Source organism: Qipengyuania sp. JB2-7 (genome assembly GCF_055693485.1).
This window is the reverse complement of the sequence record NZ_CM146335.1, coordinates 1,341,479-1,365,702: the sequence shown is the minus strand read 5'-3', so window position 1 is coordinate 1,365,702 and position 24,224 is coordinate 1,341,479. Positions and strand designations below refer to the sequence as shown.

The 24,224-nt window shown below is 57.4% G+C and carries 27 protein-coding genes and 1 pseudogene; 7 read left to right on the top strand and 21 right to left on the bottom strand.

The genetic code is table 11. The features are described 5' to 3' along the window. The first annotated feature begins 16 nt into the window (after nt 1-16). Nucleotides 17-409: a hypothetical protein gene (locus tag ACZ1GM_RS06825; RefSeq protein ID WP_472678367.1), complete on the top strand. Its 393-nt coding sequence runs from the start codon at nt 17-19 to the stop codon at nt 407-409. Nucleotides 410-491: 82 nt separating this feature from the next. Here ACZ1GM_RS06825 and ACZ1GM_RS06820 read toward each other — a convergent pair whose 3' ends face one another. Further along, entirely contained in the window at nt 492-710 is a 219-nt protein-coding gene (locus tag ACZ1GM_RS06820) for a hypothetical protein (RefSeq protein WP_472678365.1), read from the bottom strand. Nucleotides 711-951: 241 nt separating this feature from the next. On the opposite strand from ACZ1GM_RS06820, the gene ACZ1GM_RS06815 reads away from it, so the two are divergent. Further along, on the top strand, nt 952-2,223 hold the full coding sequence (locus ACZ1GM_RS06815; protein ID WP_472678364.1) for a phospholipid carrier-dependent glycosyltransferase: 1,272 nt from the start codon (nt 952-954) through the stop codon (nt 2,221-2,223). A gap of 7 nt (nt 2,224-2,230) precedes the next feature. On the opposite strand, the gene ACZ1GM_RS06810 is transcribed toward ACZ1GM_RS06815, so the two are convergent. The 9 genes from ACZ1GM_RS06810 to ACZ1GM_RS06770 form a co-directional block, all read right to left on the bottom strand. Continuing rightward, the gene (locus ACZ1GM_RS06810; RefSeq protein ID WP_472678363.1) at nt 2,231-3,343 is read right to left on the bottom strand and encodes a glycosyltransferase; all 1,113 of its coding nucleotides are present in this window, start codon (nt 3,341-3,343) and stop codon (nt 2,231-2,233) included. 21 nt (nt 3,344-3,364) lie between these two features. Beyond that, the gene (gene leuB / locus ACZ1GM_RS06805; protein WP_472678362.1) at nt 3,365-4,423 is read right to left on the bottom strand and encodes a 3-isopropylmalate dehydrogenase; all 1,059 of its coding nucleotides are present in this window, start codon (nt 4,421-4,423) and stop codon (nt 3,365-3,367) included. A 10-nt stretch (nt 4,424-4,433) separates the two neighbouring features. Continuing rightward, nucleotides 4,434-5,048, bottom strand: coding sequence for a DNA repair protein RecO (recO, locus tag ACZ1GM_RS06800; RefSeq protein ID WP_472678361.1), 615 nt, complete (start codon nt 5,046-5,048; stop codon nt 4,434-4,436). A gap of 149 nt (nt 5,049-5,197) precedes the next feature. After that, nucleotides 5,198-5,398 (bottom strand): GIY-YIG nuclease family protein, encoded by a 201-nt coding sequence (locus ACZ1GM_RS06795; protein ID WP_472678359.1) that lies wholly within the window; start codon nt 5,396-5,398, stop codon nt 5,198-5,200. 62 nt (nt 5,399-5,460) lie between these two features. Continuing rightward, nucleotides 5,461-5,706, bottom strand: coding sequence for an accessory factor UbiK family protein (locus tag ACZ1GM_RS06790; RefSeq protein ID WP_472678358.1), 246 nt, complete (start codon nt 5,704-5,706; stop codon nt 5,461-5,463). Between the two features lie 166 nt (nt 5,707-5,872). After that, nucleotides 5,873-6,427 (bottom strand): TspO/MBR family protein, encoded by a 555-nt coding sequence (locus ACZ1GM_RS06785; protein ID WP_472678357.1) that lies wholly within the window; start codon nt 6,425-6,427, stop codon nt 5,873-5,875. 142 nt (nt 6,428-6,569) lie between these two features. Then, nucleotides 6,570-7,574: an SDR family oxidoreductase gene (locus ACZ1GM_RS06780; RefSeq protein WP_472678356.1), complete on the bottom strand. Its 1,005-nt coding sequence runs from the start codon at nt 7,572-7,574 to the stop codon at nt 6,570-6,572. A 57-nt stretch (nt 7,575-7,631) separates the two neighbouring features. Continuing rightward, nucleotides 7,632-8,984: a glutathione-disulfide reductase gene (gene gorA, locus ACZ1GM_RS06775; RefSeq protein WP_472678355.1), complete on the bottom strand. Its 1,353-nt coding sequence runs from the start codon at nt 8,982-8,984 to the stop codon at nt 7,632-7,634. Between the two features lie 101 nt (nt 8,985-9,085). Beyond that, entirely contained in the window at nt 9,086-10,597 is a 1,512-nt protein-coding gene (locus ACZ1GM_RS06770) for a DEAD/DEAH box helicase (RefSeq protein WP_472678354.1), read from the bottom strand. A 343-nt stretch (nt 10,598-10,940) separates the two neighbouring features. On the opposite strand from ACZ1GM_RS06770, the gene ACZ1GM_RS06765 reads away from it, so the two are divergent. Beyond that, on the top strand, nt 10,941-11,240 hold the full coding sequence (locus ACZ1GM_RS06765; RefSeq protein WP_472678353.1) for a GIY-YIG nuclease family protein: 300 nt from the start codon (nt 10,941-10,943) through the stop codon (nt 11,238-11,240). A 181-nt stretch (nt 11,241-11,421) separates the two neighbouring features. Here ACZ1GM_RS06765 and ACZ1GM_RS06760 read toward each other — a convergent pair whose 3' ends face one another. Together ACZ1GM_RS06760 and pgi are read right to left on the bottom strand one after the other, a co-directional pair. Beyond that, entirely contained in the window at nt 11,422-11,973 is a 552-nt protein-coding gene (locus ACZ1GM_RS06760) for a hypothetical protein (protein WP_472678352.1), read from the bottom strand. Further along, nucleotides 11,973-13,514, bottom strand: a complete 1,542-nt coding sequence (pgi, locus tag ACZ1GM_RS06755) for a glucose-6-phosphate isomerase (protein ID WP_472678351.1) — start codon at nt 13,512-13,514, stop codon at nt 11,973-11,975. The genes ACZ1GM_RS06760 and pgi overlap by 1 nt, the downstream gene beginning before the upstream one ends. A 68-nt stretch (nt 13,515-13,582) precedes the next feature. On the opposite strand from pgi, the gene lepB reads away from it, so the two are divergent. The 3 genes from lepB to era all read left to right on the top strand — a co-directional run bounded on the left by lepB (nt 13,583) and on the right by era (nt 16,068). Continuing rightward, nucleotides 13,583-14,392 (top strand): signal peptidase I, encoded by an 810-nt coding sequence (lepB, locus tag ACZ1GM_RS06750; protein WP_472678350.1) that lies wholly within the window; start codon nt 13,583-13,585, stop codon nt 14,390-14,392. Beyond that, nucleotides 14,389-15,060, top strand: a complete 672-nt coding sequence (gene rnc, locus ACZ1GM_RS06745) for a ribonuclease III (RefSeq protein WP_472678349.1) — start codon at nt 14,389-14,391, stop codon at nt 15,058-15,060. Before lepB ends, rnc begins: the two co-directional genes overlap by 4 nt. Before the next feature lie 111 nt (nt 15,061-15,171). Beyond that, complete coding sequence (gene era / locus ACZ1GM_RS06740) at nt 15,172-16,068, top strand: GTPase Era (protein WP_472678348.1); 897 nt, start codon at nt 15,172-15,174, stop codon at nt 16,066-16,068. Here era and ACZ1GM_RS06735 read toward each other — a convergent pair. The 6 genes and pseudogenes from ACZ1GM_RS06735 to topA all read right to left on the bottom strand — a co-directional run bounded on the left by ACZ1GM_RS06735 (nt 16,041) and on the right by topA (nt 21,250). Beyond that, nucleotides 16,041-16,502, bottom strand: coding sequence for a hypothetical protein (locus ACZ1GM_RS06735; RefSeq protein WP_472678347.1), 462 nt, complete (start codon nt 16,500-16,502; stop codon nt 16,041-16,043). The genes era and ACZ1GM_RS06735 overlap by 28 nt on opposite strands. Nucleotides 16,503-16,868: 366 nt before the next feature. After that, a complete protein-coding gene (locus tag ACZ1GM_RS06730; protein WP_472678346.1) occupies nt 16,869-17,450 on the bottom strand; it encodes a response regulator in 582 nt (193 codons plus the stop codon). Nucleotides 17,451-17,500: 50 nt separating this feature from the next. Next, on the bottom strand, nt 17,501-17,785 hold the full coding sequence (locus tag ACZ1GM_RS06725) for a hypothetical protein (protein ID WP_472678345.1): 285 nt from the start codon (nt 17,783-17,785) through the stop codon (nt 17,501-17,503). 127 nt (nt 17,786-17,912) lie between these two features. Beyond that, entirely contained in the window at nt 17,913-18,095 is a 183-nt protein-coding gene (locus ACZ1GM_RS06720) for a hypothetical protein (protein ID WP_472678344.1), read from the bottom strand. After that, nucleotides 18,095-18,703, bottom strand: coding sequence for a hypothetical protein (locus ACZ1GM_RS06715; RefSeq protein WP_472678343.1), 609 nt, complete (start codon nt 18,701-18,703; stop codon nt 18,095-18,097). Before ACZ1GM_RS06715 ends, ACZ1GM_RS06720 begins: the two co-directional genes overlap by 1 nt. Then, nucleotides 18,700-21,250 (bottom strand): annotated as a pseudogene (topA, locus tag ACZ1GM_RS06710) (type I DNA topoisomerase). The gene ACZ1GM_RS06715 and the pseudogene topA overlap by 4 nt, the downstream one beginning before the upstream one ends. A gap of 186 nt (nt 21,251-21,436) precedes the next feature. On the opposite strand from topA, the gene ACZ1GM_RS06705 reads away from it, so the two are divergent. Next, nucleotides 21,437-21,952: a hypothetical protein gene (locus ACZ1GM_RS06705; protein WP_472678342.1), complete on the top strand. Its 516-nt coding sequence runs from the start codon at nt 21,437-21,439 to the stop codon at nt 21,950-21,952. 95 nt (nt 21,953-22,047) lie between these two features. On the opposite strand, the gene ACZ1GM_RS06700 is transcribed toward ACZ1GM_RS06705, so the two are convergent. From ACZ1GM_RS06700 to plsY, 3 genes are read right to left on the bottom strand one after another with little or no spacing between them, the layout of a single operon-like run. Continuing rightward, on the bottom strand, nt 22,048-22,350 hold the full coding sequence (locus tag ACZ1GM_RS06700) for a GIY-YIG nuclease family protein (RefSeq protein WP_472678341.1): 303 nt from the start codon (nt 22,348-22,350) through the stop codon (nt 22,048-22,050). Between the two features lie 60 nt (nt 22,351-22,410). Next, nucleotides 22,411-23,523 carry a DNA-processing protein DprA gene (gene dprA / locus ACZ1GM_RS06695; RefSeq protein WP_472678340.1) on the bottom strand — a complete coding sequence of 371 codons (1,113 nt, stop codon included), beginning with the start codon at nt 23,521-23,523 and terminating at the stop codon, nt 22,411-22,413. Next, nucleotides 23,520-24,137, bottom strand: a complete 618-nt coding sequence (plsY, locus tag ACZ1GM_RS06690) for a glycerol-3-phosphate 1-O-acyltransferase PlsY (RefSeq protein WP_472678339.1) — start codon at nt 24,135-24,137, stop codon at nt 23,520-23,522. The genes dprA and plsY overlap by 4 nt, the downstream gene beginning before the upstream one ends. Nucleotides 24,138-24,224 lie beyond the last annotated feature (87 nt).

The following is a 24,224-nucleotide window of genomic DNA, read 5'->3' as shown; positions in this document are numbered from 1 at the left end:
AAACGGAGAGATCGGCATGCTTTCACCACTTGAAATACTCGCCGCCGCTGGCTTGGTGAGCACACTCATTGCAGTTCTGTATATTTTGATCGCGAAGCCTTCAGCAGGCAATTCGTCCCTTGCCGCAACGCTATGTGGCGCATTTCTGGGATTTACAGCGGTTACAATCTGGCAGGAGGGCGTACTGCCCGTCTGGGTCAATCACACCACAAACCTATGGGGCATACAGGTCTGGTTTGATCTGCTGCTATCGGTTGGAATTGCGTTTTTTCTGCTGGCTGCGCGCGCGAAAAAGGTCGGAATGAATGTGGGCCTGTGGGCTTTGTTCGTCGTGAGCACGGCTAGCATCGGCTTACTCGCAATGGCTGCGCGTCTGTTCTGGCTCGAACGACAGTTAGATCAAGGTTGATGCGAACCTCTGAAATGCCCGACCAGCAAAAAGGGGCGAGGAGTTTCCTCCCCGCCCCAGATGTCTTACCAGACAAACGCCGTTAGGCGCTTACTGGATCGTCATCATCATCAGCGATGATGATGATGCCCGCGACTACTGCAGCAGCAGCCAAGAGCGCGATAATAAGACTTGTGCCAGCCAACTCAGACTCGCCTTCTGCAGGAGCAGCGCTCCGTACCAGCGGGCTGTCGGCTGCGAGTACTGGAGCAGTTGCGAGTGCAGCTGCAGCAGTCCCCATAGCAATGGTCTTCAAACGCATCGATATTCTCCTCGTTTGGAATGAGCCAAACGTAATTACTTTTACTTGAACCCATCCACCTGCACATATTCCAGAAATTTCTTACCAAGCAAAGACTTTCAGCGACATTTCTGCGGATTGAGGCATTTTTGCGACGGGTTTCTGTCTGACTACATTTGTGAACTGGCCAAAGATAACTTGCAAACCGCAGAATTCCGCCAAAGTGTTGAGTTTCCAGAGGAAGACAATTAACGCCCTGATCATGGTGGAAACCCAGCCAAATATCACCCGTGATCCGTTAGTTTGGTGCATTTTTGTCACATTCGTGTTCTGGGGTTTGTGCCTGATCCGGCTTACGATCCCCGGCACACCGTATTTTGATGAGGTGCATTACATCCCGGCGGCGAGAGACATTCTGGCGCAGGGGATATTCAGCAATCGCGAACACCCATTATTCGCCAAAGAACTGCTTGCAGTATCGATATATCTGTTCGGCGACACTCCATTCGGTTGGCGAATACTTGCTACTTTGGCAGGCGCTGTCACTCTTTTCGCAGCCATGCGTGCACTCTGGATCGCCACTCGCAGTCGGTTCGCGACATTATCTTACGGACTATTGCTCGCGACTGGATTTCACCTGTTCGTTCACGCACGCATCGCGATGCTCGACATCTTCTTTGTATGCTTCCTGACCATCACCGCATGGCAGTTTGCCGCGGCGGTCCGCCGTCCAGAACAAGGGCGCTGGAGGCTGGCAATTACAGGCGTGGCGATCGGTCTGGCCATGGCGAGCAAGTGGAACGCTATTCCCTATGCAGTATTGCCGGGCCTTGGCTTCTTGGCATACCGGTTGAGTGCAGGTCGAAGAAGGCTGTTGCTGAGTGTGCGCGGCGCGCCGGTTCCGGGCGTCTCGCTCTTGGAGGCAGCGCTCTGGCTGGGCCTGATCCCTCTTAGTGTTTACGCGGCGACTTTCATTCCCGGCTTCTACTTTGCACAGCAACCAATCGAAAACCTCGTATCCCATCATCAAATCATGCTCGATTTGCAGACGCAGGTCTTGAAGGAGCACCCTTACCAATCGGTCTGGCACGACTGGGTACTGAACAACCGGGCAATCTGGTATCTCTATGAGGAGATCAATGGCGCGCAGCGGGGCGTGCTGCTCATCGGCAATCCGCTCACAATGCTGCTCGGCCTGCCAGCAATAGCCTGGACCGCCTATCGCGCCGCGACTCGTCGCGATCCTGCATCAATCGCGGTCACTGCGCTGTTCGTTGTTGGTCTGGGTTTCTGGATCCTCGCGGCCAAGCCGATACAGTTCTACTACCATTATTTCTTCCCCAGCATGGTGTTGCTCGCGGCACTCGCGATGACTCTGGACGAGTTGTGGCAGTCAGGACATCGCTGGTTGGCGATCACTCCGGTCGCTGGAAGCATCGCAGTGTTTGCATATTTTTATCCGATACTCAGCGCCGCGCCACTTCAGGGCCCGATGTCGTTTCTGGCTTGGGCATGGCTTGAAAGCTGGCGCTGACGCGGTTCTATTGCCCTTGCCGAAAGCGGCCCCAGACGAAGCGGCTGGACAGCGCGTAATTCCATACTGAACCGATGCCGATGCCAACCAGCGCGGCGAGAACTGCGTGCAGCCCGCGATCGTGCAGTGTCGTTGCGACCGCGACATTGGCAAAAGCACCTATAGAGCATGCCGCAATGAAGCTCGCCCAACCGCGGAACACTTCGCCAGCAGTTTTCAGGCGCCGGTCGCGGTAAGTTAGGAAATTATTGAGCCAGAAGTTGAAACTCATCGCAGCGAAAGTCGCAATCGCCTGTCCCAGCGAGAAGCCTGCGCCTGCCGCGAGCAGCACCAGATACAGCACCGCCATATGCACCAGCACGCCCATCGCTCCGACAGTGCCGAACATGGCAAAGCGGGTCGGGATTACGCGGCCAAAACTCTTGTCATAAAGGCCCGCAAGAAAATCGAACGCAATCGCGCGATCAAGCTTGGATTCGCCAGAACGCCGTGCACCAAAGCGCATGGGAAACTCTTTGACCCGCAGCGGTTTCTCAGCAGTCGCGAGCACATCGAGCAGTATCTTGAAACCAATCCCCGAAAGCTTTGGAGCCAGGTCGCGGACAGTCTCTGATCGCATCAGGAAAAATCCGCTCATCGGATCACTCAAGTCGACGCCAGTAATCCGCCGCGCCAGCATATTGGCAAGTCCTGAGAGCTTCTCCCGATCAGGGTTCGCCCAATCCTCTGTGCTGGCACCCTCTGCAAAGCGGCTTGCAACAGCGATATCTGTCTCGCCTCCCTTCACCGCAGCGAGCAAATCAGCCAATATCCCCGGATCATGCTGATGATCGGCATCCATCACGGCTGCGTAGGGCGCGGCAGTCGCGCAAAAACCCTCGATAACAGCGCTGGATAGCCCGCGCCTGCCAATACGCTGGATCACCCGCACGCGCCGGTCAGTCAGAGACAATCGCCGTGCCTCATCCGCCGTTCCATCTGCGGAGTTATCGTCGACGATCAGGACTTCCCAACCATCAATGCCGAGCGCGCTCTCGATCCGCTCAATCAATGGGGCGAGATTATCGCGCTCATTCAGCGTGGGCAGGATGATCGCAAGGTCTAGCGGCGCGGCGGACATGTACTTGCCTTGCCAACAAAATCAGAGGCGCGCCAGCACCGCATCGCCGATTTCAGCAGTTCCGGCATTGCCGCCTAAGTCAAAGCCAAGCACACCGTCTTTGAGCGCCGCCTCTACCGCTACTTCCACGCGTTGCGCTTCACTCTCACGCCCCAACGAATGGCGCAGCAGCATCGCAACCGAGAGGATGGCTGCCATGGGGTTTGCTTTACCCTGCCCCGCAATGTCCGGCGCGCTGCCATGAATTGGCTCATACAGGCCAAAGGTGCCAAATTCTGTCTGACGCTCGCCAAGCGAGGCGCTCGGCATCAGGCCGATGGAGCCGACCAAGGCGCTGGCCAGATCTGACAAAATGTCGCCAAACAGGTTTCCAGTCAGAATCACCTCAAACTGCGCCGGTGCCGCCACAAGCTGCATCGCCGCATTGTCGACATACATATGATCGAGCACAACTTGATCAAAGTCCGCCGCCACTGCGTTCACCGTGTCGCGCCACAACTGGCTGGTTTCGAGAACGTTGGCCTTATCGACGCTCGTAAGCTTTCCGCCGCCCTGCGCCGCCGCGCGAAATGCAATCTCCGCAATCCGGCGCACCTCTGGTTCGGAGTAGGACATCATGTCCCACCCCTCTGCATCACCATCGTCAGTCGTGCGCTGGCCCTTCTCGCCAAAATAAACATCGCCCGTCAATTCGCGGACAAAGAGGCAATCAATCGCGTCTGCAACTTCCACCCGCAGAGGCGAAAAACTCTCCATTCCCGGCCACACCCGCGCTGGGCGCAGATTGGCAAACAGATCAAGCTCTTTGCGCAAACCAAGCACCGCCTGTTCTGGCCGCAAATGACGTTCCAACGTGTCGCAAGACTCGTCACCGACCGCACCGAATAACACCGCATCGGCAGCACGTGCCATGTCCAGTGTTTCAGCTGGCAAGGGCTGCCCATGACGCTTATAAGCGACACCGCCCACGTCGCCTTCAAACAGGGTAAGACCTGGAAGATCGAGCGCCTCCAGCACGCGCACGCCCTCGCGCGTTACTTCGGGGCCAATTCCATCTCCGGGCAAAACCGCTATCTTCATGAGATCAACTTCACGCCAACATTCTCCCCAGCCGCTGCCGCAGCAACTGCCGTGCCGCCATAACATCGGCGCGCTGCTCCGCAATCAGGTAAGTCGCGATCGGCTCTTCCAATTGGTCGAGAATGTCTAGGGCTTGCGATAGATCGGCTATTTCTGGTCGCGCGTCCGCCCGTGGACCGCCGCCATAGCCCATCTCGCGCAGCATCAGAGTTTCGTAAGCGACCAGTCCCTCGACCCAACCGCGTGCCGATGGCGCAGAGCAAATCGCATCGAGCAGCCCGCCGAGCGCTGAATAAAGCGTGGGATAGGGATTGCGTTCGGGCAACACGCTGGCCGTCAGCGCGCAGACCCAGCTGATCGCGGCGGCAGGCAACGGTTCTGAGAGCCAGGGTCCGCGGCTTTGCGCCAGTTCCAGCCGTGCAAAGGGCAATTGGCTGGCGGATTTCGCGCGGATCTCGGCCTCGACCAGATTGCCGGGAATAACCACCGGGCGCAGCTGACGCCCTCGCCCACCAGCGACATAAGCCGCGACCAGTCCGCTTTCTTCGGTCAGCATTCTCGCAATAACCGCCGTCTCTCCATGAGAGCGGGCGGCGACAAGTATGGCGGGTGCGCGCAGGTTCATTTGATTTCCGATGCCCGAGTCGCCCCTGCGCAGCCAGGGGCCCAGATAACATCTCGGCAAACGAAACTAATTGATTGCATCGAACAGGTCATCCCAATCGGGGTTGTCACGTCTGATCAGCTTTAGCTTCCACTGACGTTTCCATCGTTTCATGCCTTTTCGCGCACGATGGCATCGTGGATGTCGTCATATGCTTCAACATATACCAGTCGGTTTAGGCCGTGACGTCGGCAGAATTCCGAACCTTTGCCAGCCCGCTGCAACTCCAAACGTTCGACAATTTGTGACGTTACGCCGATATACAGGGTACCGCGCGGGGCATTGGTCATGATGTAGACCCAGCCAACCATTCAGGCAGTTCTCGTTCTCGTCGGATAGGGCATCTAGACCCCTGCCTTCGCAGGGGTGACGGTCACTTTAGTTTGGCTTCCAAAGCCGCGACACGCTCGGCCAGCGCTTCGTTTTCTTCGCGGGCCTTCGCAGCCATGGCTTTGACAGTGTCGAACTCTTCGCGGCTGACAAAGTCCATGCCGCCAAACGCTTCCTTGGCACGTTCACGAGCGCTCTCACGCGCCTCGCGGGTCATGCCCGCAAATGTGCCCGCCGCGGCGTTGGCGAGCTTTACGAAATCGGCGATCATTGGGTTCTGGCTTTGCATCTACCCTAAATGGGGTCACATACAGTTTTTGTCTAGATTCTTTGTTTTCCGCAGCACCTCCGTGCTGCGATTTCCTCGGCCTTTCAGGCCTGCGGGCGGCCGGTCGGCCTTGCGGCTCGCTAGTCGCTCGCCGTGCTCCGCGACCAAGCCAACAATCCGCATCCTATCACTCGCCGATACGCACGCGCTCAACCGCGCCCTCGCTCGAAACCGCGCCGCCATCTGGGTTCGCCTGAATGAACTCGTAATTGAGCAACGTCGCGAAGCAGACCCAGGCAAGATAGGGTACCAGCAGTAACGCGGCGACGCGGCGTACGCGCCAGAACAGGGCGATGACCACAAGTAGTGTGATCACCACCGCGATTATGACGTACAGCCCCAGCTGCATATTCTGCATGCCAAAAAATGCAGGTGTCCAAGCAAGATTAAGCAGGAAATGCACTGCAAACGCTACTATCGCGGCTATCCGGCCCTTTGCACCCCAGGCACTGCAGACCAAAGCCAAGGCGATACCGATCATCACATAAAGGATAGACCAGACGATCCCGAACCACATTGGCGGCGGGAAAATCGCTGGCTTCTCGAGGCTTTGAAACCACGGTGTGTTCGGGCCGCCCAATTGTCCGGCGAAAAAGCCAAGCAGCACGATGAGAGGCACTGTAAACAATGCCCACCGAAAGAAACTGGCGCGTAGCTGACTGCGCGAAGCCAACAAGCTCATAAAAATGTCCTGTTTGCGTGATTCGTTAACGCGGACCTAGGCCGCAAGCGCGCAACTGCGCAACATTACGTAAGCCGCCCGTCCCCAGCGAAGCCATGCTCGTCACATGATGGGACAGGTTCAGACCTTCACCACGCCATGCTCAATCAAGCTGCGACCACAATCGACGATGCTCTCCTCTTCCGTACCGGGTTTTCCAGCCGAGCCTTTGTTCGGCATGACTGCGATCAACATGACGCGACTTACCAAGCTCGCTTTTGATTGATCGCACGCCCGCATTGAACAGGCTGAGAACGCTGACCATCCAGTTTGGCATGATCTTGGTCGGCACTTTCTTGACCTGATCCGGTGGCAGGCCATTGCGCAGCGCCTGCCCCACCTCGATCATCTTCATGAAACGTCCGGCGGCAAGAAAACGTTCTCCTGCAAGACCAGGTTCCTCCAGACATTTCACGTGAAGTTCCGCCACATCGCGGGTGTCCACCACGGCAAAACCCAGATCGGGGGCCATCGGCATGGAGCCATCCATCAACTGCTTCACCGCCTCGACACTGGCGGAGAAGTCGCCGCTATCGACGGGGCCCAGCACCATGGATGGATTTACCGAGACAAACTCCATGCCATCTCCCTCTGCGTCAATCCAGTCGCGCGCCGCACGCTCCGCAATCGTTTTGGATTTGACATAGGGGTAGACATCGGGATGCGTGATGTCCGTCCAATCGCTCTCATCGACGGTGTAATCTTTTTCGCTGCGGCCATAGGCGACCGCAGCCATGGAGCTGGTCTGCACAAAACGTGTGACGCCAGCTGCCTTGGCAAAACGCAGCGCCCGCAGAGTTCCCTCGCGTGCCGGCACGATCATATCATTCTCGTCTTTGGGTGTGCTAGCGGCAATCGGTGACGCAACATGGCACACATGCGTGCAGCCAGCATTAGCGTCGGCCCAGCCATCGTCACTCATCAAATCCGCCTGAAAGACCTTTAGCTGATCCTCATCTGGATTATCGAAACGCGCACGCAGCGCGTCGGCGCTTTTGGCCATGTTGCGCACGGTCGTGTGAACCGTCCAGCCCTTCGCCAACAGCTGTTTGATGATCTCGCCAGCGATGTATCCGGTGCCGCCGGTAACCAGAACTGTGCCCGTCATATATGCTCTCCCAAGCTCATTTGCGTTCAGGCTAGCACTTCAGTTGCGAAAGGCAATTTACTTAAACAGAACCAGTTCCTCTGCCATGGTCGGGTGGATCGCAGTCGTCGCATCGAAATCAGCTTTGGTCAGACCCGCCTTCACCGCGATGGCTGCGGCCTGCATGATCTCTGGCGCCTCTGGCCCGATCATATGAATGCCCACCACCTGATCGGTGGCTGCATTGGTGATCATCTTATAAAGGCTGCGCTCGTTCCGCCCCGCAACAACGTTCTTCATCGCACGGAAGTCTGACTGATAGACTTTGATGTTGCCAAGCTTGTTGCGCGCCTCGCCCTCTGTCATCCCGACCGCTGCGATGGGCGGGTGGCTGAACACCGCGCTGGCAATGCACGAATGATCCGCTCCGTAAGGTTCAGCGCCGCCGAACACCGTATCGGCAAAGGCCTGCCCCTCGCGAATGGCAACCGGGGTCAGCTGGACACGGTCCGTCACATCGCCCACGGCATAGATATAATCGACATTGCTCTGGCTGAGCTTATCAACCTTGATCTCGCCATTGTCGCCCAGCTCAACGCCGACTGTTTCGAGACCAAGTCCGCCCGTATTCGGGCTGCGGCCAGTGGCGAACATGACGCAATCCACATCAAGATCGTCACAGCCGTTCAGCTCGACATGCAGCGAGCCATCATCATTCTTCGTGATCGCCTCGAATGTCGTATTGAAATGGAAATTGATGCCCTTCATCAGGCTGATCTGAAGCAGTCGGTCACGCAGGCTTTCGTCATAGCCGCGCAGCAGTTGATCAGACCGATTGACGATGCAAACCTTGCTGCCGAACTCGTTAAAGATACCGGCAAATTCATTAGCGATATACCCACCGCCTGCAATCATCACACGCTTGGGAAGCGCGTCGAGATGAAACGCCTCATTAGAGGTAATCGCATGCTCAGCGCCTGGAAAGTCAAGCCTTTGCGGCTGAGCGCCCGTCGCGATCAGGATGTACTTAGCCGTGACAACCTTACCGCCCGCCAGCGTAATCTCGTGATCGCCGGTAATCTCGGCCCGTTCTTCGAACAGCTCAACGCCGTGGTTTTCCAGCGTCTCGCCATACAGGCCTTCCAGCCGATCAATGTCCGATTGCACATGGTCGCGCAGCTTTGCCCAGTCGAAGCTCTTGCCTTCAATAGTCCAGCCAAATTTCTGCGCGTCTTCCAAATCCTCGGCAAAATGCGCGCCGTAAACCAGCATCTTCTTCGGCACGCATCCGCGAATTACGCATGTGCCGCCAACCCGATATTCCTCTGCCACGGCGACTTTGGCGCCATGCGCCGCAGCGACCCGGCTGGCGCGAACGCCGCCCGATCCCGCACCGATGGTGAAGAGGTCATAATCGTATTGGTCTGCCATGCGTGATGCTCCTGATTAGACGCGCGATATGGCGACAAGCGGCGCGCTTGCCAACCATACGCATCATATGGAGTATTTTTTCGCCGAAGATACGCGCGAGGTTACCCGCGAGAGCCTGCGTTACCGCGATTGTTGCGGCGACCCTGTGAGTTGCCGCCTCCGGGCTTACCTCCATGGCGATTGCCACCTGGTTGACCACCGGACCTACTACCGGGTTTGCCGCTACCATGAGGTCGACCTGCACGGTTTGGATGTTTTTTCTTCTTAAAGCCTGGCTTGCCGCCTGCTGGACGATCGCCTGATTGCTGATGCTGGCCTTCAGCTGACTGTTGTCTTTGAGGCTTACCGCCGCGACCTTTTCCACCCGCGTTCTTGCCACCAAAATTCTTCGGTTTTGGCCGCACACGCTGGCGCTGTTCCTTGGGTGCAGGCTTCGTCGGGCCAACACCCTCCACAACCGCGCGAAAGTTTTCCGGCAATGGCAGACGCTCAAATTCCGCGTCGGTGACCTTGCGAATATCCTTCAGATAGCTGCGCTCATCTTCGCCACAAAACGCAATCGCGATGCCATCGGCACCCGCTCGCGCAGTACGGCCAATCCGGTGGACATATTGCTCCGGCACATTCGGCAACTCGTAATTGATCACGTGGCTGACGCCGGGAATATCGATCCCGCGTGCGGCGACGTCCGTTGCGACCAACACCGGCGTTTTCGCGCGGCGAAACTCATCCAGCGCACGCTGACGCTGGGGTTGAGACTTGTTGCCATGGATCGCATTGCCGGGAATGCCCGCCTGGCTCAGCTTCTTTACCACGCGGTCTGCGCCGTGTTTAGTCCGGGTAAAGATCAGCACACGTTCAAACTTGCCCGGCACCTGATGGCGACCGCCCAGGATCATCTCGAGCAGCGCGATCTTCTCATCCTTTTGCACCATGAACAGATATTGGTCGATCCGCTCGGCAGTCGTGCTTTCGGGTGTGACGCTAACCTGCACAGGGTTGCGGCAATACTGGCTCACCAGCTCCTTGATCTGTTTGGGCATGGTCGCGCTGAAGAACAGCGTCTGGCGATCATCAGGCGCAAGCTCGCGGATTTTGCGCAGCGCGTGGATGAAGCCAAGGTCGAGCATCTGGTCCGCCTCGTCGAGAACGAGGATCTCCAGCTTCGACAGATTGAACGCCTTCTGGTCAATCAGGTCAATCAGGCGGCCCGGTGTAGCCACCAGAATATCGGTGCCGCGATGCAGCTTGTTACGGTCTTTATTGACCGAGGTGCCACCTACGATGGAGTGTACTTTCATGCCCGCCAGCGCGCCATAATCCTTGGCTGACTGGGCGATCTGTCCGGCCAGTTCGCGCGTTGGCGCCAGCACCAGCATGCGGCAGGATTTGAACGGAGTTTGGTTGTCCGCGTCACGCAGCCGGTCAATCCCGGGCAACATGAATGCGGCGGTTTTGCCGGTGCCAGTCTGGGCAATGCCCAGCAGGTCACGCCCTTCCAGAACGGGCGGGATCGCCTGTTCCTGGATCGGCGTTGGCGTGGTGTAATTCTTCAGATCAAGCGCCTGAAGGATCGGTTGCGACAGACCCAATTGGTCAAAAGTTGTTGTCATTATAAGTATTTAAGCTCGCAAAATATGCGGCGCGCGGTGGATTCCAGATGGACTCATCGCGCGGCGCGGGTTCGGTAATAACCGCCCGCGTGAAAAGGGAAGTTGGTGTTGAATAATCAACCGAAGCGCGGTACGGGACAAATCCGTTTGAACGGATCGTCGCTTCACGCTGGCTCGCGCGCTTCGCTGAGTGGCCATATGGTGCAGCGCAGCGAGAAAGTCAAAGAATATCGTAAAATGCCCATCGCTCGCCCTGAACCTGTTGAAGTGCATGTTCGATCAGTACCAATATCCGTTCGTCCTGAGCCTGTCGAAGGGCGCACCAACACGCTAAGCAGCAACCATGACGTTCCACACTTACATCCTGCGCTGCAATGATGGCTCATACTACACTGGCCACACAGACGACCTAGATGCGCGCGTTTCAGCGCACCAAAGTGGGTTGATCAAAGGGTATACATCTGAGCGGTTACCGGTGACGTTGGTCTGGTCGGATGAGTTTCCGATGCGCGATGAAGCACTCGCTGCTGAGCGACAGATCAAAGGCTGGACCCGCGCAAAAAAGGAAGCGCTTATTCGCGGTGATTGGGGTGAAGTCAGCCGTTTGGCGCGCAATCGACAAGACCGGAGAAAAGGCTCCTAGCTCCGTTCGCACTAAGCTTGTCGAAGTGCGCTCGCTCGGCTGTCTACCACCCATTCCTGCTCAGCTTGTCGAAGCGTGGCAACCAGTATTGCAATTATCCGTTCGTGCTGAGCTTGTCGAAGCACGCCGCTCTTGGCTAGCGGTTCATCCTTCGACAGGCTCAGGACGAACGGGGATAGAGCTATTTCTCGATAATTCGAGATTGCGACATTCCAGTTCCCCAGTCCAGCGTTAGGTTTCTATTCTCCATGACCAAGATGCTCTTGATCAACTCACCTTCCAGATTGACGAACACGTTCAACACGTCGGTCCGCAAGCTGTCTCCACAACCATCAACCACTAAAGCGCCTCCCTTCAGCATATCGCTACAGGCCCACGGCCCAACAGTGCGCCAATACATCCCGCCAGCATTAACTTCATTGGTGTCCCCGATCATCGAGAAACCCTCGATTTTGATCAGCTGATGAGCGGCTTCCGCTATATCTTCAGGTCCCGAATACGTTTGGATGCCCATTCTAGTTGCCAAAACTAGATTGGCTTCTTCAAGCAGAAGACCTCTGGCCTTCACCAGCTGCATATCGGTGATCAGCGAGAAAAACCTACCCGGAACTTCCAATGATGGGAAAGGATCTGCTAGCGAGCACGCAGCTACAGAACTCGCTGCGGCAAGAGCGGCTACAAGACCACCAGCCTGAACCATTTCTCTACGAGAGATTTTCACGTTTTCCTCCATCACCCCAACCCAGCCTTCGCCAACAACGCTTGCGTGCTCGCATCGAACTCAGCCGCGCCGCCATCGATATCGTTGGCCATTTTCTTGCCCAGCTCAACGCCGAACTGGTCGAACGGGTTAATCCCCATCAGCACAGCACCAGCAAATACGCGGTGTTCGTGAAACGCGATCAGCGCGCCTAACGCGGCGGCATCCAGATCATCGGCGAGCATAGTCGCGCTGGGGCGGTCGCCGGGGAAGGCGCGTGCGGGATCAGTTCCATCGGTCGCCATATTGCCGCCCGCCATCAGCGCGGTCCCTTGCGCAAAGCAATTCGTGAGCAGGATGCGGTGATGTGCAGGATCGAGATCATCGCCCGGCGCAATGCTGGCGATAAAATCCACCGGCACCTCTACCGTCCCCTGATGCAGCAGCTGAAACACAGCATGCTGCGCATCCGTGCCCACCCCGCCCCAGGTGATCGGCGCGGTCGGTCCATCGACTGGTTCGCCTGCCGTGGTCACGCGCTTGCCATTGCTCTCCATCTCTAGCTGCTGAAGATAGTCAGGCAGCAGGCTCAGCCGCTCATCATAGGCAAAGCACGCCCGCGTCTGACACCCGCGAATGCGCGTGTAATAGAGGTCAGCAAAGGCCGCACGCAGGCACAGATTGTCGCGCCCTTCGCCCTCGGCAAAATGCGTATCGACCGCCTGTGCGCCCGCCAGCATCGCCTCAAAATCATCCCACCCAACCGCCAGCGCCAGCGGGAAGCCAATGCTCGACCACAGCGAGTAACGCCCGCCGACGCTTTCCTGAAATGGCAGGATGCGCGTTTCATCGACGCCCCATTCCACCGCCTTTTCCGGCGATGCGGTTAGCGCGACTACGCGGCCCGACGGGTCGGCCACCCCGCCCTCTTTCAACCATTTGAGCACGCTTTCGGCGTTCGTCATGGTCTCGATCGTGGTGAAAGTCTTGCTCGCCACCGCAACCATAGTTGTCGCCGGATCGCACGCAGCGAAGGCCTGCTCCAGCGCCAGCCCGTCAATGTTCGAGACGACGTGAACGTCGACCAGTGCGAGATCACGCGTCAGTGCATCGACCGCCATCGCCGGGCCCAGCGCGCTGCCACCAATGCCAATGTGAATCAGATGCTTGACCGGGCCCAGCGTGCCCTCGTGGATCGCCTCCACCAGCAGCTTCATCCGCGCACGCAGCGCCATCGCCTCTTCAACATCGCTATCTTTGCCCGTGCCGCGCTGAGCCGTATGCGTCGCGGCGCGCCCTTCGGTTATGTTGATGATCTCGCCGTTCAGCAGCATGTTGCGCTTGCCCGCAAAATCGCTGGCCTCCGCCAATTCCTCAAATACGCTCAGTACCGCGTCGTCCAGATGAGTCTTTGACCAGTCGAAAAGGATACCACCAGCCGTCTCATCTGCGCCCCATTCAATCCGGTCTGACAGCGCCTGAACCCGTGCGGCACCGTCAGCGGCAAACAGCTCAGTCAATGTCGGGCGCGGCAGATCAGCAAGCTTGCTCCAGAGCGCGGATGAAGTGGTCACGGTAGAATTTCCTTTTCGAGTTGGCGGGTGTGCGACTAGAGGCACTGGCAATGGAAGAAAACCCCACAATGACTTTGCAAACCGGCAAAGGCGCGGTTGATGGACAAGATAGCTGGGGCAGCTTCTTTTGGTTCATCACCAAGCTGGTGCTGGCCGTATTGATTTTCCGCTCTTTCATCTTCTCGCCCTTCACGATCCCCAGCGAGAGCATGCTGCCACGGCTGATGAATGGCGATTATCTGATCGCGGCAAAGTGGCCCTATGGCTTTTCCAAGCTGTCGCTGCCCGGCGAAGTGCCGCTGATCCCGGGGCGCGTGCTCGCCAGCCTTCCAGAACGCGGCGATGTGGTAATTTTCAAACATCCGGTGGATGGCAGCGACTATATCAAGCGGGTGATTGGTCTACCCGGCGACACTGTTGCTTTGCTTGGCGGACAAGTCATCTTGAACGGTGCCCCGCTGCAATATTCCACCGGCGATCCGGCGCTGATCCCGCTATCAGCGAATACCGAATGCCACCCGCTCGCGCAGCTGGTGGAACACGGCGATGGCACCGCCTGCGCCTATCCCGAACAGATTGAGACGCTACCCAGCGGGCGCAGCTATCCGATTATCGATCTCGGCCCCGGATATGCTGATGACTTTGGCCCGGTCACTATCCCCACCGGGCAGCTTTTTGTGCTGGGCGACAATCGCGACAATTCGCAGGATAGCCGCTTTGACCCGAGCGCAGCTGCTGGCGTCGGCATGGTCCCTGCTGATCTGCTGGTCGGGCGTGCAACCATGATCCTTTGGTCAACCGATGGCAGTGCAGAGTGGATCAAGCCGTGGACCTGGTTTACCGCAGCGCGCTGGAATCGCATAGGAAACACGCTGTGAACACACTTGAACCGGAAACGCGCGAGTGGCTGATCGCGACAGGCTTTACCGTCGGTGATGAGGCCGCCTGGCTCGCCGCGATAACGCATGGCAGCATGAGTGAAACCCGCGATTATGAACGGCTGGAATTTCTGGGTGACCGCGTTTTGGGCCTAACCATCGCCGACTGGCTGTATAGCGCGAGCACGTCAGACGAAGGTAAGCTGTCGCAGCGTCTAAATGCCCTCGTCAGCCGAGCGATGTGCGCGCGAATTGCCCGCGAGATTGGCCTGCCGCCACATATCCGCATTTCCAAACAGGCGCTGGCCGATGGCGGGCGCGACAGCGACAATATCCTCGGCGATGTGATGGAGGCGCTGCTGGGTGTGCAGTTCCGCGAGCATGGTTTTGAGGCAACGCGCGATCTGATCCACCGCCTATGGGATGATGCATTTACCGGCGGTGCTGGCCAGACAAAGCATCCCAAGAGCGCGCTTCAGGAATGGGCGGCAGGCAATCGTCGCAAGCCGCCAGAATATACGGTGATAGACCGCTCTGGCCCTGATCACGCCGCGCAGTTTACGGTTGAGGTGCGCGTGCACAAAGTCGGTGAGGCACAGGCCACGGCGAGCAGCAAGCAGCAGGCCGAGCGTGAAGCCGCGCGATCATTTATGGAGAAATTCGGGTGAGCTATTGCGCTCGTCCTTCGACAAGCTCAGGACGAACGGACCTTGAGCCGTTTCTTTCTCCCCCGTTCGCACTGAGCCTGTCGAAGTGCGTGAGCATTAAGCGATACGAAAATGCCTGAACACAAAACCAAATGCGGTGTCGTTGCCGTGATCGGTGCGCCCAACGCGGGCAAGTCCACTTTGGTCAATCAGTTGGTGGGACAAAAGGTCGCAATCACCAGTTCCAAGGCGCAGACCACCAGAGCCCGCATGCTGGGCATTGCGCTGCACGATGAGACGCAGATGATCCTCGTCGATACGCCGGGTATCTTTTCGCCGCGCCGCAAGCTGGACCGCGCGATGGTGAGCGCCGCATGGGACGGCGCGAGCGAGGCCGATGCAGTGATCCTGCTGGTCGATCCAATCAAGCAGCGCAGGCACGAATTGCTGCCCCTGGTAGAGGCGCTGGAGAAGCGGCCTGAACGCAAGATTCTGGTACTGAATAAAGTCGACAGCGCCAAGAAAGAGCCGCTCTTGGCGCTCGCGCAGGAACTGAGCGAAAGCATTGACTTTGCCGAGGTGTTCTTCGTCTCTGCGCTAACCGGGGACGGCGTGCCGGAAATGAAGACGGCGCTTGCGGGCATGATGCCCGAGGGCCCGTGGCACTACCCCGAAGATCAGGTGTCGGACGCATCAGAGCGCCTGCTGGCAACCGAGATCACGCGGGAGCAGCTCTACGCGCAATTGCATGAAGAGCTGCCCTATGACACCGCCGTACGGCCAGAAAGCTATACGCAGCGCGATGATGGCTCGGTCGAAATCCGCCAGCAGATCGTGATTGCACGCGACAGCCAGAAACCAATTGTGCTGGGTAAAGGTGGCCAACGAATCAAGGCGATTGGTGAGGCCGCCCGCGCAGAGCTCAGCGAGCTACTGGGTCAGAAGGTCCACCTGTTCCTGCATGTGAAAGTCGACGAAAAATGGGCGGAAGATAAGGAAATCTACGAGGAAATCGGGCTGGATTGGTGAGGGGCAGAATTACCTGCTTGGCTTTGCACCTGAATACCGCGCACCATCAGCGCTAAACCGCCAAAGAACGTTGACCAAGATAGCCAGCCCCATCGTGCAGGGTCTCCTTCCTCCAGCAAAGCCAAAATCACCGTAGCATCTGAAATAGAGAAAATCGCGTAGCCCAGTACCGTCCAGATTGCTGGCATATTGCTACGCGCAGCCGCGAGGCAGGCAAAAGCTGAGCAAAACGGAAAAATCGCGAACAAAATATCTGGTTTCAAGGATAGGGTGAAAAACAAGGTAGCAACGGCGAGCAGCAGGGGAGCGATCGATATTGCGGTTGCAAGCGCCCTATCGGCGGTTCGCCTTGGAAGGGACGCGAATGCCCAAATTGCCACAAAATGGGCAGCAACAAAGATGAACCCTGACTCGAAAGCATAACCCAGAGCCAAGACCAGATCGGCTAGCCAGATAATGCCTAAGGATACGCCTAGGCGACGCAAGGGTGTGGACCGAGCAACTATTGAAGCAGCGACAACAAGCAAGCCTGTCGCAAGACATTTCCAAGCGACAATAAGCGGGCCGGGTAGATCAGCGAGCGCGAGAAAAGCAATCTGAGCACGCGCTAGCGCACCCAGCCAATAGGTTGCGCCGGAAAAGATGGCGAGCCACCACAGCCAAAATGACAACGAGGACTGTTTTGGAAATGTTGACAACACGACCCCCTGCTTGGAGTCGCGGTTATCAGAAAAGACCGTCTAAGACGATGATGTTGTCCGGCAATTGCACACTTGCCAAATGCTAAAGCGGTTTATAACTCACCCAACCCCAAGCTTCGCCAATTTCGTCTTCAGTGCAGCCTCATCAAACGGTTTCACGATGTAATCATCCGCGCCCGCTGAGATGCCCTCATGAATGTCAGTCGCTTCGCCTTTCGAGGTGCAGAACACCACCACTGGCGCCTTTTGCGCGGGCAGTTTGCGCAAGCCCTCAACAAACTCCGGGCCGCCCATGACCGGCATCTGCCAATCGGTCAGCACCAGATCAGGCATAGCGTGCTTGCACCGCGCCAGCGCCTCTTCGCCGTTTTCCGCTTCCATCACGGAATAGCCCAGCCCCTCGACAATGCCGCGAGACACCTTGCGGATCATGCGGCTGTCATCGACGATCAGGCAGACCTTTTTGCCTGTTCGCGCAGATGAAACCTGACGCATGGCTTTGGCCGCGGCCACAATCGCATCGGTCTCTCCGCTCTCGCTGGAGGGTTTCTCCATACCCGGTACAGGAACCTCTGTGATGCCATCATCGCTATTGGCCTCAGATGCATCCGATTTCGCCTCAGGAGCATCCGCACCTTGCGTATCCTGCTTGGTCGCCGCCAGCTTTTCAGCCAGCGTCATGCCCTCCATCCTGGGATCCTGATTCGCTTTCGCGCCGGTTGTGCGTTTGATCAGATGTTGAATGGTTCCAGCTCCCTCTGTGCGTTCACAGGCTTGGCTGATGGCATTTCTGCGCCGTCATCCATGCCCTCTCCGGGAGTCATCCGCACATGCAGATATGGCATCCAGACATCGCCAAACTCGGCCTTCTGATACCAAACGTCGAGCACGTCATAGCTGGCCCACATACCGTCAGGCTCGCGCAGGCGAAGCCCCTCGCCAATACGCGGCACTGCCGCAAAGCGTACCCGCTGCTGGCTCTGATGCGTCTCGTTTTGAACTTCGATTTCAATCATGATGTCGCCATCGTGTGTTACCCGGTCTCCGAGATAGGGGATACCGCGTAATCCTTGATGAATTCCCAACGCCGCAACGTTAATTGCGGGTTTGCGACGAACTGTGCGTGGCCGACCGAGCTGTCCGCTAGTGTTTCTTGGCGATCTTTATCTTGTTCTGCTTGGCGAAACTTTTGGTGGATTCCTCACTACGATTCAGGGCCTTGGCGATCTGTTTAAGCCCCTGTCCCTTGGAGGCGAGCAGCTTTAACCGCCCGGCCTCCTCGGAATTCCATGGCTGTTTGTGCCGCTCAAAGCGATCCTTCGCCATTAGCTAGGGGTTTCTTCCTGTAGCCTAACGGTCAACTCTCTAACGTAAGGGACTGGCTGTCCCTCGTTGGTCAACCGTACATATTTGAGCTCTCTAGCCCGCTGACAAGCTGTCTCCGCCAGCTGCGCGGACGCCCATTTTGGGGCCTGACAATGGCCCAGCTCTCCGGTTTTCTCGCGCCATACCAAAATCGGCATCAAACCGGTCTCACGCGCTTTTTTTGGAATCTCGCTCACTTTAACCTGCAGGTCGGCGAAGGCCGCGTTATCGTCCTCAACCGAGCAACTGCCTCGTGAGCAATAAATGACCCGCTCGTTGAAGATAGAGTACGCCTTTCTGCCATCTGGTCCGCGCGCAAACTTGAATTTCATTTGCGGCATTGCATCACAAATTTGTGTGGCAAACGCCGGGTTGCCCGATGTAGCCAACGTCTTACAACTCAGTACTATGCCCCTGGGTGAAACGACTAAGCGCATATCCGCAGAAGATACTTCTCCCGGTTCATCCTCTATCTGGCGAAACGCAACGAGAAGATTACGAATATAGATGGGGTATGGCTCGGCGGCGACCATGGAGGAGAGCAGAAACGCCGTCGCAGAAGTTATCATTTTTCCGCCTTCTTCTTTGCCGCTGCTTTCTTCTTGGCCGGTGCCTTTTTCTTCGGGGCGGCCTTCTTCCGCTTCTTCTTCGCCGGGCCCTTGGCGGCGCGCGCAGTGATCAGTTCAATCGCCTGTTGTTCGGTCACATCCTCTGGCTTCATATCCTTCGGGATCGTCGCATTGGTCGTGCCATCGGTCACATAAGGGCCATAGCGCCCATCGAGCAGCTTCATATCGCCGCCGCTTTCGGGGTGCGCGCCAAAAGTCTTGAGCGGCTCTTTCGCTGCCCCGCGACCGCCCTTGCGATTGGCAGCCTGGGCCAGAATATCGACCGCACGGTTCATGCCCACGTCGAAAACCTCGCGTGTATTGCTGAGCTTGCCGTATTTGCCATCGTGGCGCAGATAGGGGCCATAGCGGCCAATCGCCGCCTCGATTTCCTTGCCCGTTTCCGGGTGCGCGCCGACCACACGCGGCAGGTCTAGCAGCTTGATCGCCCATTCCAGATCGAAATCGTCGAGGTCCTTGGGGATGCTCGCACGCTTGGCCTCTTTGCCCTCACCCATCTGCACATACGGGCCAAAGCGGCCTGACTTGCGTTCGATGTCGAGGCCAGTTTCCGGGTGCTTGCCCATTACCGCATCATCGGCACCGTCATCGCCATCGCTGCCCGGCTGTGCAAAGCGGCGGGTGAACTTGCACTCCGGATAATTCGCACAGGCGACGAACGCGCCATAGCGGCCACCGCGCAGTGCCAAGCGGCCACCCTCACGCCCTTCTTTGTCGCACAATGGGCAGAAACGCGGGTCCTTGCCGTCTTCACGTTCTGGGAAGAGATAATCGTCGAGATATTCGTCGAGCACCTCGGTGACTTCAGACGGCTTCTTGTCCATCACCTCTTCGGTTTTGGGCTTAAAGTCACGCCAGAACGCCTCGAGCAGCTTCTTCCACTCCTCGCGGCCACCAGACACATCGTCCAGTTCATCCTCAAGGCCCGCCGTGTAGTCATAGGCGACATATTGCGGGAAGAAACGCTCTAGAAATGCTGTCAGCAGTCGACCAGATTCCTCTGCAAAGAAACGGTTTTTCTCCATCCGCACATAGTCGCGGTCGCGCAGGGTCTGGATTGTGCTGGCATAGGTGGATGGGCGACCAATACCGAGCTCTTCAAGGCGTTTGACCAACGATGCCTCGGAGAAACGCGGCGGTGGCTGCGTGAAATGCTGGTTCGCCTCAACCGCTTTCTTATCCGGCACATCGCCTTTGCGAATGACCGGGAGCAAGCCCTCCTCGTCATCATCCTTGTCGTCGAACCCCTCTTGGTACGCTGCAAAGAAGCCGGGGAATTTCACCACCTGCCCGGTCGCGCGCAGCTCATGGCTACCCGTCGCATCACGCAAAGTGACGGTTGTGCGCTCAAGCAGCGCGGTTGCCATCTGGCTCGCAATCGCACGCTTGAAAATCAGCTGATAGAGCTTTGCCTCATCGCCTGAGCCTGCTGCATCGCGGCTGAAACTGGTGGGTCGGATCGCTTCGTGCGCCTCCTGAGCGTTCTTGGCCTTAGTGCTGTAATGGCGTGGTTTTTCTGGCAGATAATCGTTTGAATACCGTTCACCAATCGCATCACGTGCGGTACGCAATCGCGCTCCCATCCATCTGCACACCGTCGGTCCGCATATACGTGATCGCGCCTGCTTCGTAGAGCGACTGCGCGCACCGCATTGTGTGGCTGGCGGAAAAGCCGAGCTTACGTGCCGCCTCTTGCTGCAATGTCGACGTCGTGAACGGAGGTGCTGGGTTGCGCTTCAGCGGTTTGGTCTCGATTTCCTCAACTGTGAACTTGCCCTGCTCAACAGCTGCCTTGGCCTCCAGCGCAGAGCCTTCATTGCCAAGCGTCAGTTTCTCAAGCTTCTTGCCGTTATATTTGAACAGCCGCGCATCAAATTGCGTACCGTCATGCTCGAGCTTGGCCAGCACTGACCAGTATTCATCGGGCTTGAACAGCTCAATCTCATGCTCGCGCTCGCAAATCAGGCGCAAAGCAACCGACTGAACGCGCCCCGCGCTTTTCGCGCCGGGCAGGCGTCGCCACAGCACTGGCGACAGTGTAAAGCCATAGAGGTAGTCCAACGCACGGCGCGCCAGATAGGCATCGATCAGGTCGGTATCGAGCTCGCGCGGGCTTTTCATCGCCTCCGTCACCGCGCCCTTGGTAATCGCGTTGAACGTCACCCGGTCGACCTTGGTGGGCAGGCTTTTGCGCTTCTTCAGCAGCTCCTGAACATGCCAGCTGATCGCCTCACCTTCGCGGTCAGGGTCAGTCGCGAGAACAAGCCTCGTGGCATCCTTCGCCGCATCGCTAATTTCCTTGAAGCGCTTCTGCTTGTCGCGATACAACTCCCAATCCATCGCGAAATCTTCATCCGGGCGGACGCTGCCATCCTTGGGCGGCAGATCGCGGACGTGGCCATAACTGGCGAGAACCTTGAAGTCCTTGCCCAGATATTTCTCGATAGTCTTCGCCTTGGCAGGCGATTCAACGATGACGAGTTGCATGGAAGTGTCGGTAACCCTCTGACGTGTGTTTCACGCTTTCACGTGTACGTACGCGCGAGTTTGAGCGGGTCAAGAGAAACGTCAAGCGGGGATGTTGATTGCCATAGCGAGATGTCTGAGCGTAGCTATTAATCTCATTGGAAACGGCTATGTAGCGCCATGGTTCGAAAAATGGGGGACCTAAAAATGCGCATTCTATCTTTTTTTTGGTTAGCAATGAGTTTTGTTTGGGTGAGCAGCTTGTCGGCTCAAGAAGCGATAATCGTGAATCAAGAGGGAAGCCCACTCAAGATTGACAGTTATCAAGCCGCTTATACTTCCAGTTTTGGAAGATATTCTCGCGAAGGCATCACCCACCAAGTGCTAATTTCGAATGATAGCGAGCAAGCAGTTGTCGCGTACCAAGTTTCGTTTATCTCATTCGACGCTTTCAACGACGAGTTAGGCCGCTCTTTGGGCGGTATATCAATCGACACAATTGGTCCGAGCCAAAGCAAAAAAGGTTCGTGGCGCCACAACCCTTATGCCGCTTTTGCTTTTGAAAAATACGGAACCGGCGTTGCCTATATTAGCAGGGCGCGACTGGCCGATGGATCAGTCTGGACTGCAGATCAGTCATTCGTTCTGTCCAAGCTTCAAACTATCAAAAAGGATCTGACTGCGGACATCTTCGAAAACAAGGAAGGTGATCCATTGACCTGACTCACCCCAAACTCACCTTCCCCCGGCGTGGCGCTCCAGCGGACTGCAAAAACTAAACGTCGCCCCGGACTTGATCCGGGGTCTAGCTCATTTACTCAACTGTTCAACTCGTCGGATAGGTCTGCCCATTCAGGATTGGCCTTTTCGATCAGGTCAAATTTCCAATCTCGACGCCAGCGTTTCAGCCGTTTTTCATACGTGATCGCCTCGTCAATCGGTTCGATGAACTCGGCCCAGACCAACTTCGCAAGACCATGCTCCGCGCAAAATCTGGAACCTAGGCCAGCCCGATGTTGAGCAACGCGAAATGGCAAATCGGTCGTCACGCCGACATACATCGTTCCGCGATAGCGATTGGCCATTATGTAGACCCAACCGCCGATCTGCTCACCGTCCACAGCTTGGCCTCACCAAAAAAGCTGGACCCCGGATCAAGTCCGGGGAGACGATAAGGAAAGTCATGCAGACAAACTCACCTTCCCCCCGGCATGACGCGCCAACTGCCCGCTAATCTCCAGTTCCAGCAGCGCGAGCTGCACGCTCGCGGCGCTCGTCCCTGACTGCCGGATTAGCTCGTCAATCGCGATTGGCGCGCTCGTCAACAGGCTGGCGATGTCAGCAGGCTCTGCGTCAGCCAAATCCTCCGGCGCATGTTCGAATTCGCTTACCGGCTCGCGGAATGTTGAGCGCGGGATCCCGTCAAAATCAGATACGAGCTCGATAATGTCATCTGCACTCTGCACCAGCACCGCACCTTCGCGGATCAGATGATTGCAGCCCTGACTACGCGCGTCGAGCGGACTGCCGGGTATTGCCATAACCTCTCGCCCCGCCTCGCCCGCCAACCGCGCAGTTATAAGCGAACCCGATTTTGGTGCCGCCTCAACCACCAGCGTGCCTACCGCAAGCCCTGCAATAATGCGGTTGCGGCTGGGGAAATGGCTGCCGCGCGGCTCGGTACCTGGTGGCTGCTCCGCGATCAGCAGCCCTTCGTTTGCGATCCGTTCCTGTAGAGCCTCATGCTGCGGCGGGTAGGCAATATCGATCCCGCTCGCGATCACTCCGATTGTCGAGCCGGTACTGCTTGCCAGCGCGCCCTCATGCGCCGCGCCATCAATCCCACGGGCGAGCCCAGACACAACCACCCAGCCCGCACCCGATAAATCCATCGCCAATTCACGCGCAAGCTTCACCGCCGCCGCGCTGGCATTGCGTGCGCCCACCATCGCAATGCAAGGCTTGGCAGGGATGCTGGCATTCCCGCAGTAAGTGACAATTGGCGGCGCACCCGATATTTGTGCGAGAAGCGTTGGATAATCCGGCTGGTCATGAAACAAATACTTCGCGCCGGATTTGCGGACGCTTTCCACCTCCCGCTCAATCTTGTCGACCGCCGCCGCCTTGTATTGGCGACCACCTTTCCTGCCCAGATCGGGCAGCGCCTCCAGCGCCTCCTCCGCACTGCCAAACCGCGCGAGCAACTGCGCATAGCTGACCGGACCGATATTGGGAGAACGCAGCAGCCGGATGCGAGCAAACGCCTCAGCTTGTGAAAGCGCGGCCTCACTCACTTTTTCTGGCCAATCTTGGGTTCTTCACCACGTATCAAGCGGCCAATATTGGCCCGGTGCAGGTAGACGATCAGCGCAGCTATTGCCGCCAAAACAGGGAAAAATTGTGGGTAGCCAAACAGTGGCGCAGCCGCAGCCGCCGCGATAACAGCGCACATCCCGGCAAGCGATGAGATACGAAAGCCCGCAAGCATCCCCAGCCAAACGATCGCGTAAACAAGGCCAATCGGCCATGCGAGGCCAAGGCTGACACCCGCATTTGTCGCGACACCCTTGCCGCCCTTGAATTTAAGCCAGACGGGATAGCAGTGGCCGATCACTGCGGCACCGGCGGCAAAAGCCTTCGGGACGTCGCCATAATCCCCGGCGACGTCGCCAATTGGTCCGCCCCAAATCTGCCCAGCAAGAAAAACAGGGAGAAACCCTTTCAACAGATCGAGCAGTAGGGTTGCCGCAGCCAGCCCCTTATTGCCGGACCGCAGCACATTCGTCGCGCCGATATTGCCGCTACCAATGTCACGAATATCCCCCATTCCAGCGACTTTGGTGAGGAGCAGGCCAAAAGGGATCGAGCCGCAGAAATAGCCGAGCAAAGCTGCGAGTAGAGGTTCCAAATAAAACTCCGTTCAGGCTGAGCTTGTCGAAGCCCTGCACTTTCTTCTAACGCTCTAAGAGATAACACGGCCCTTCGACAAGCTCAG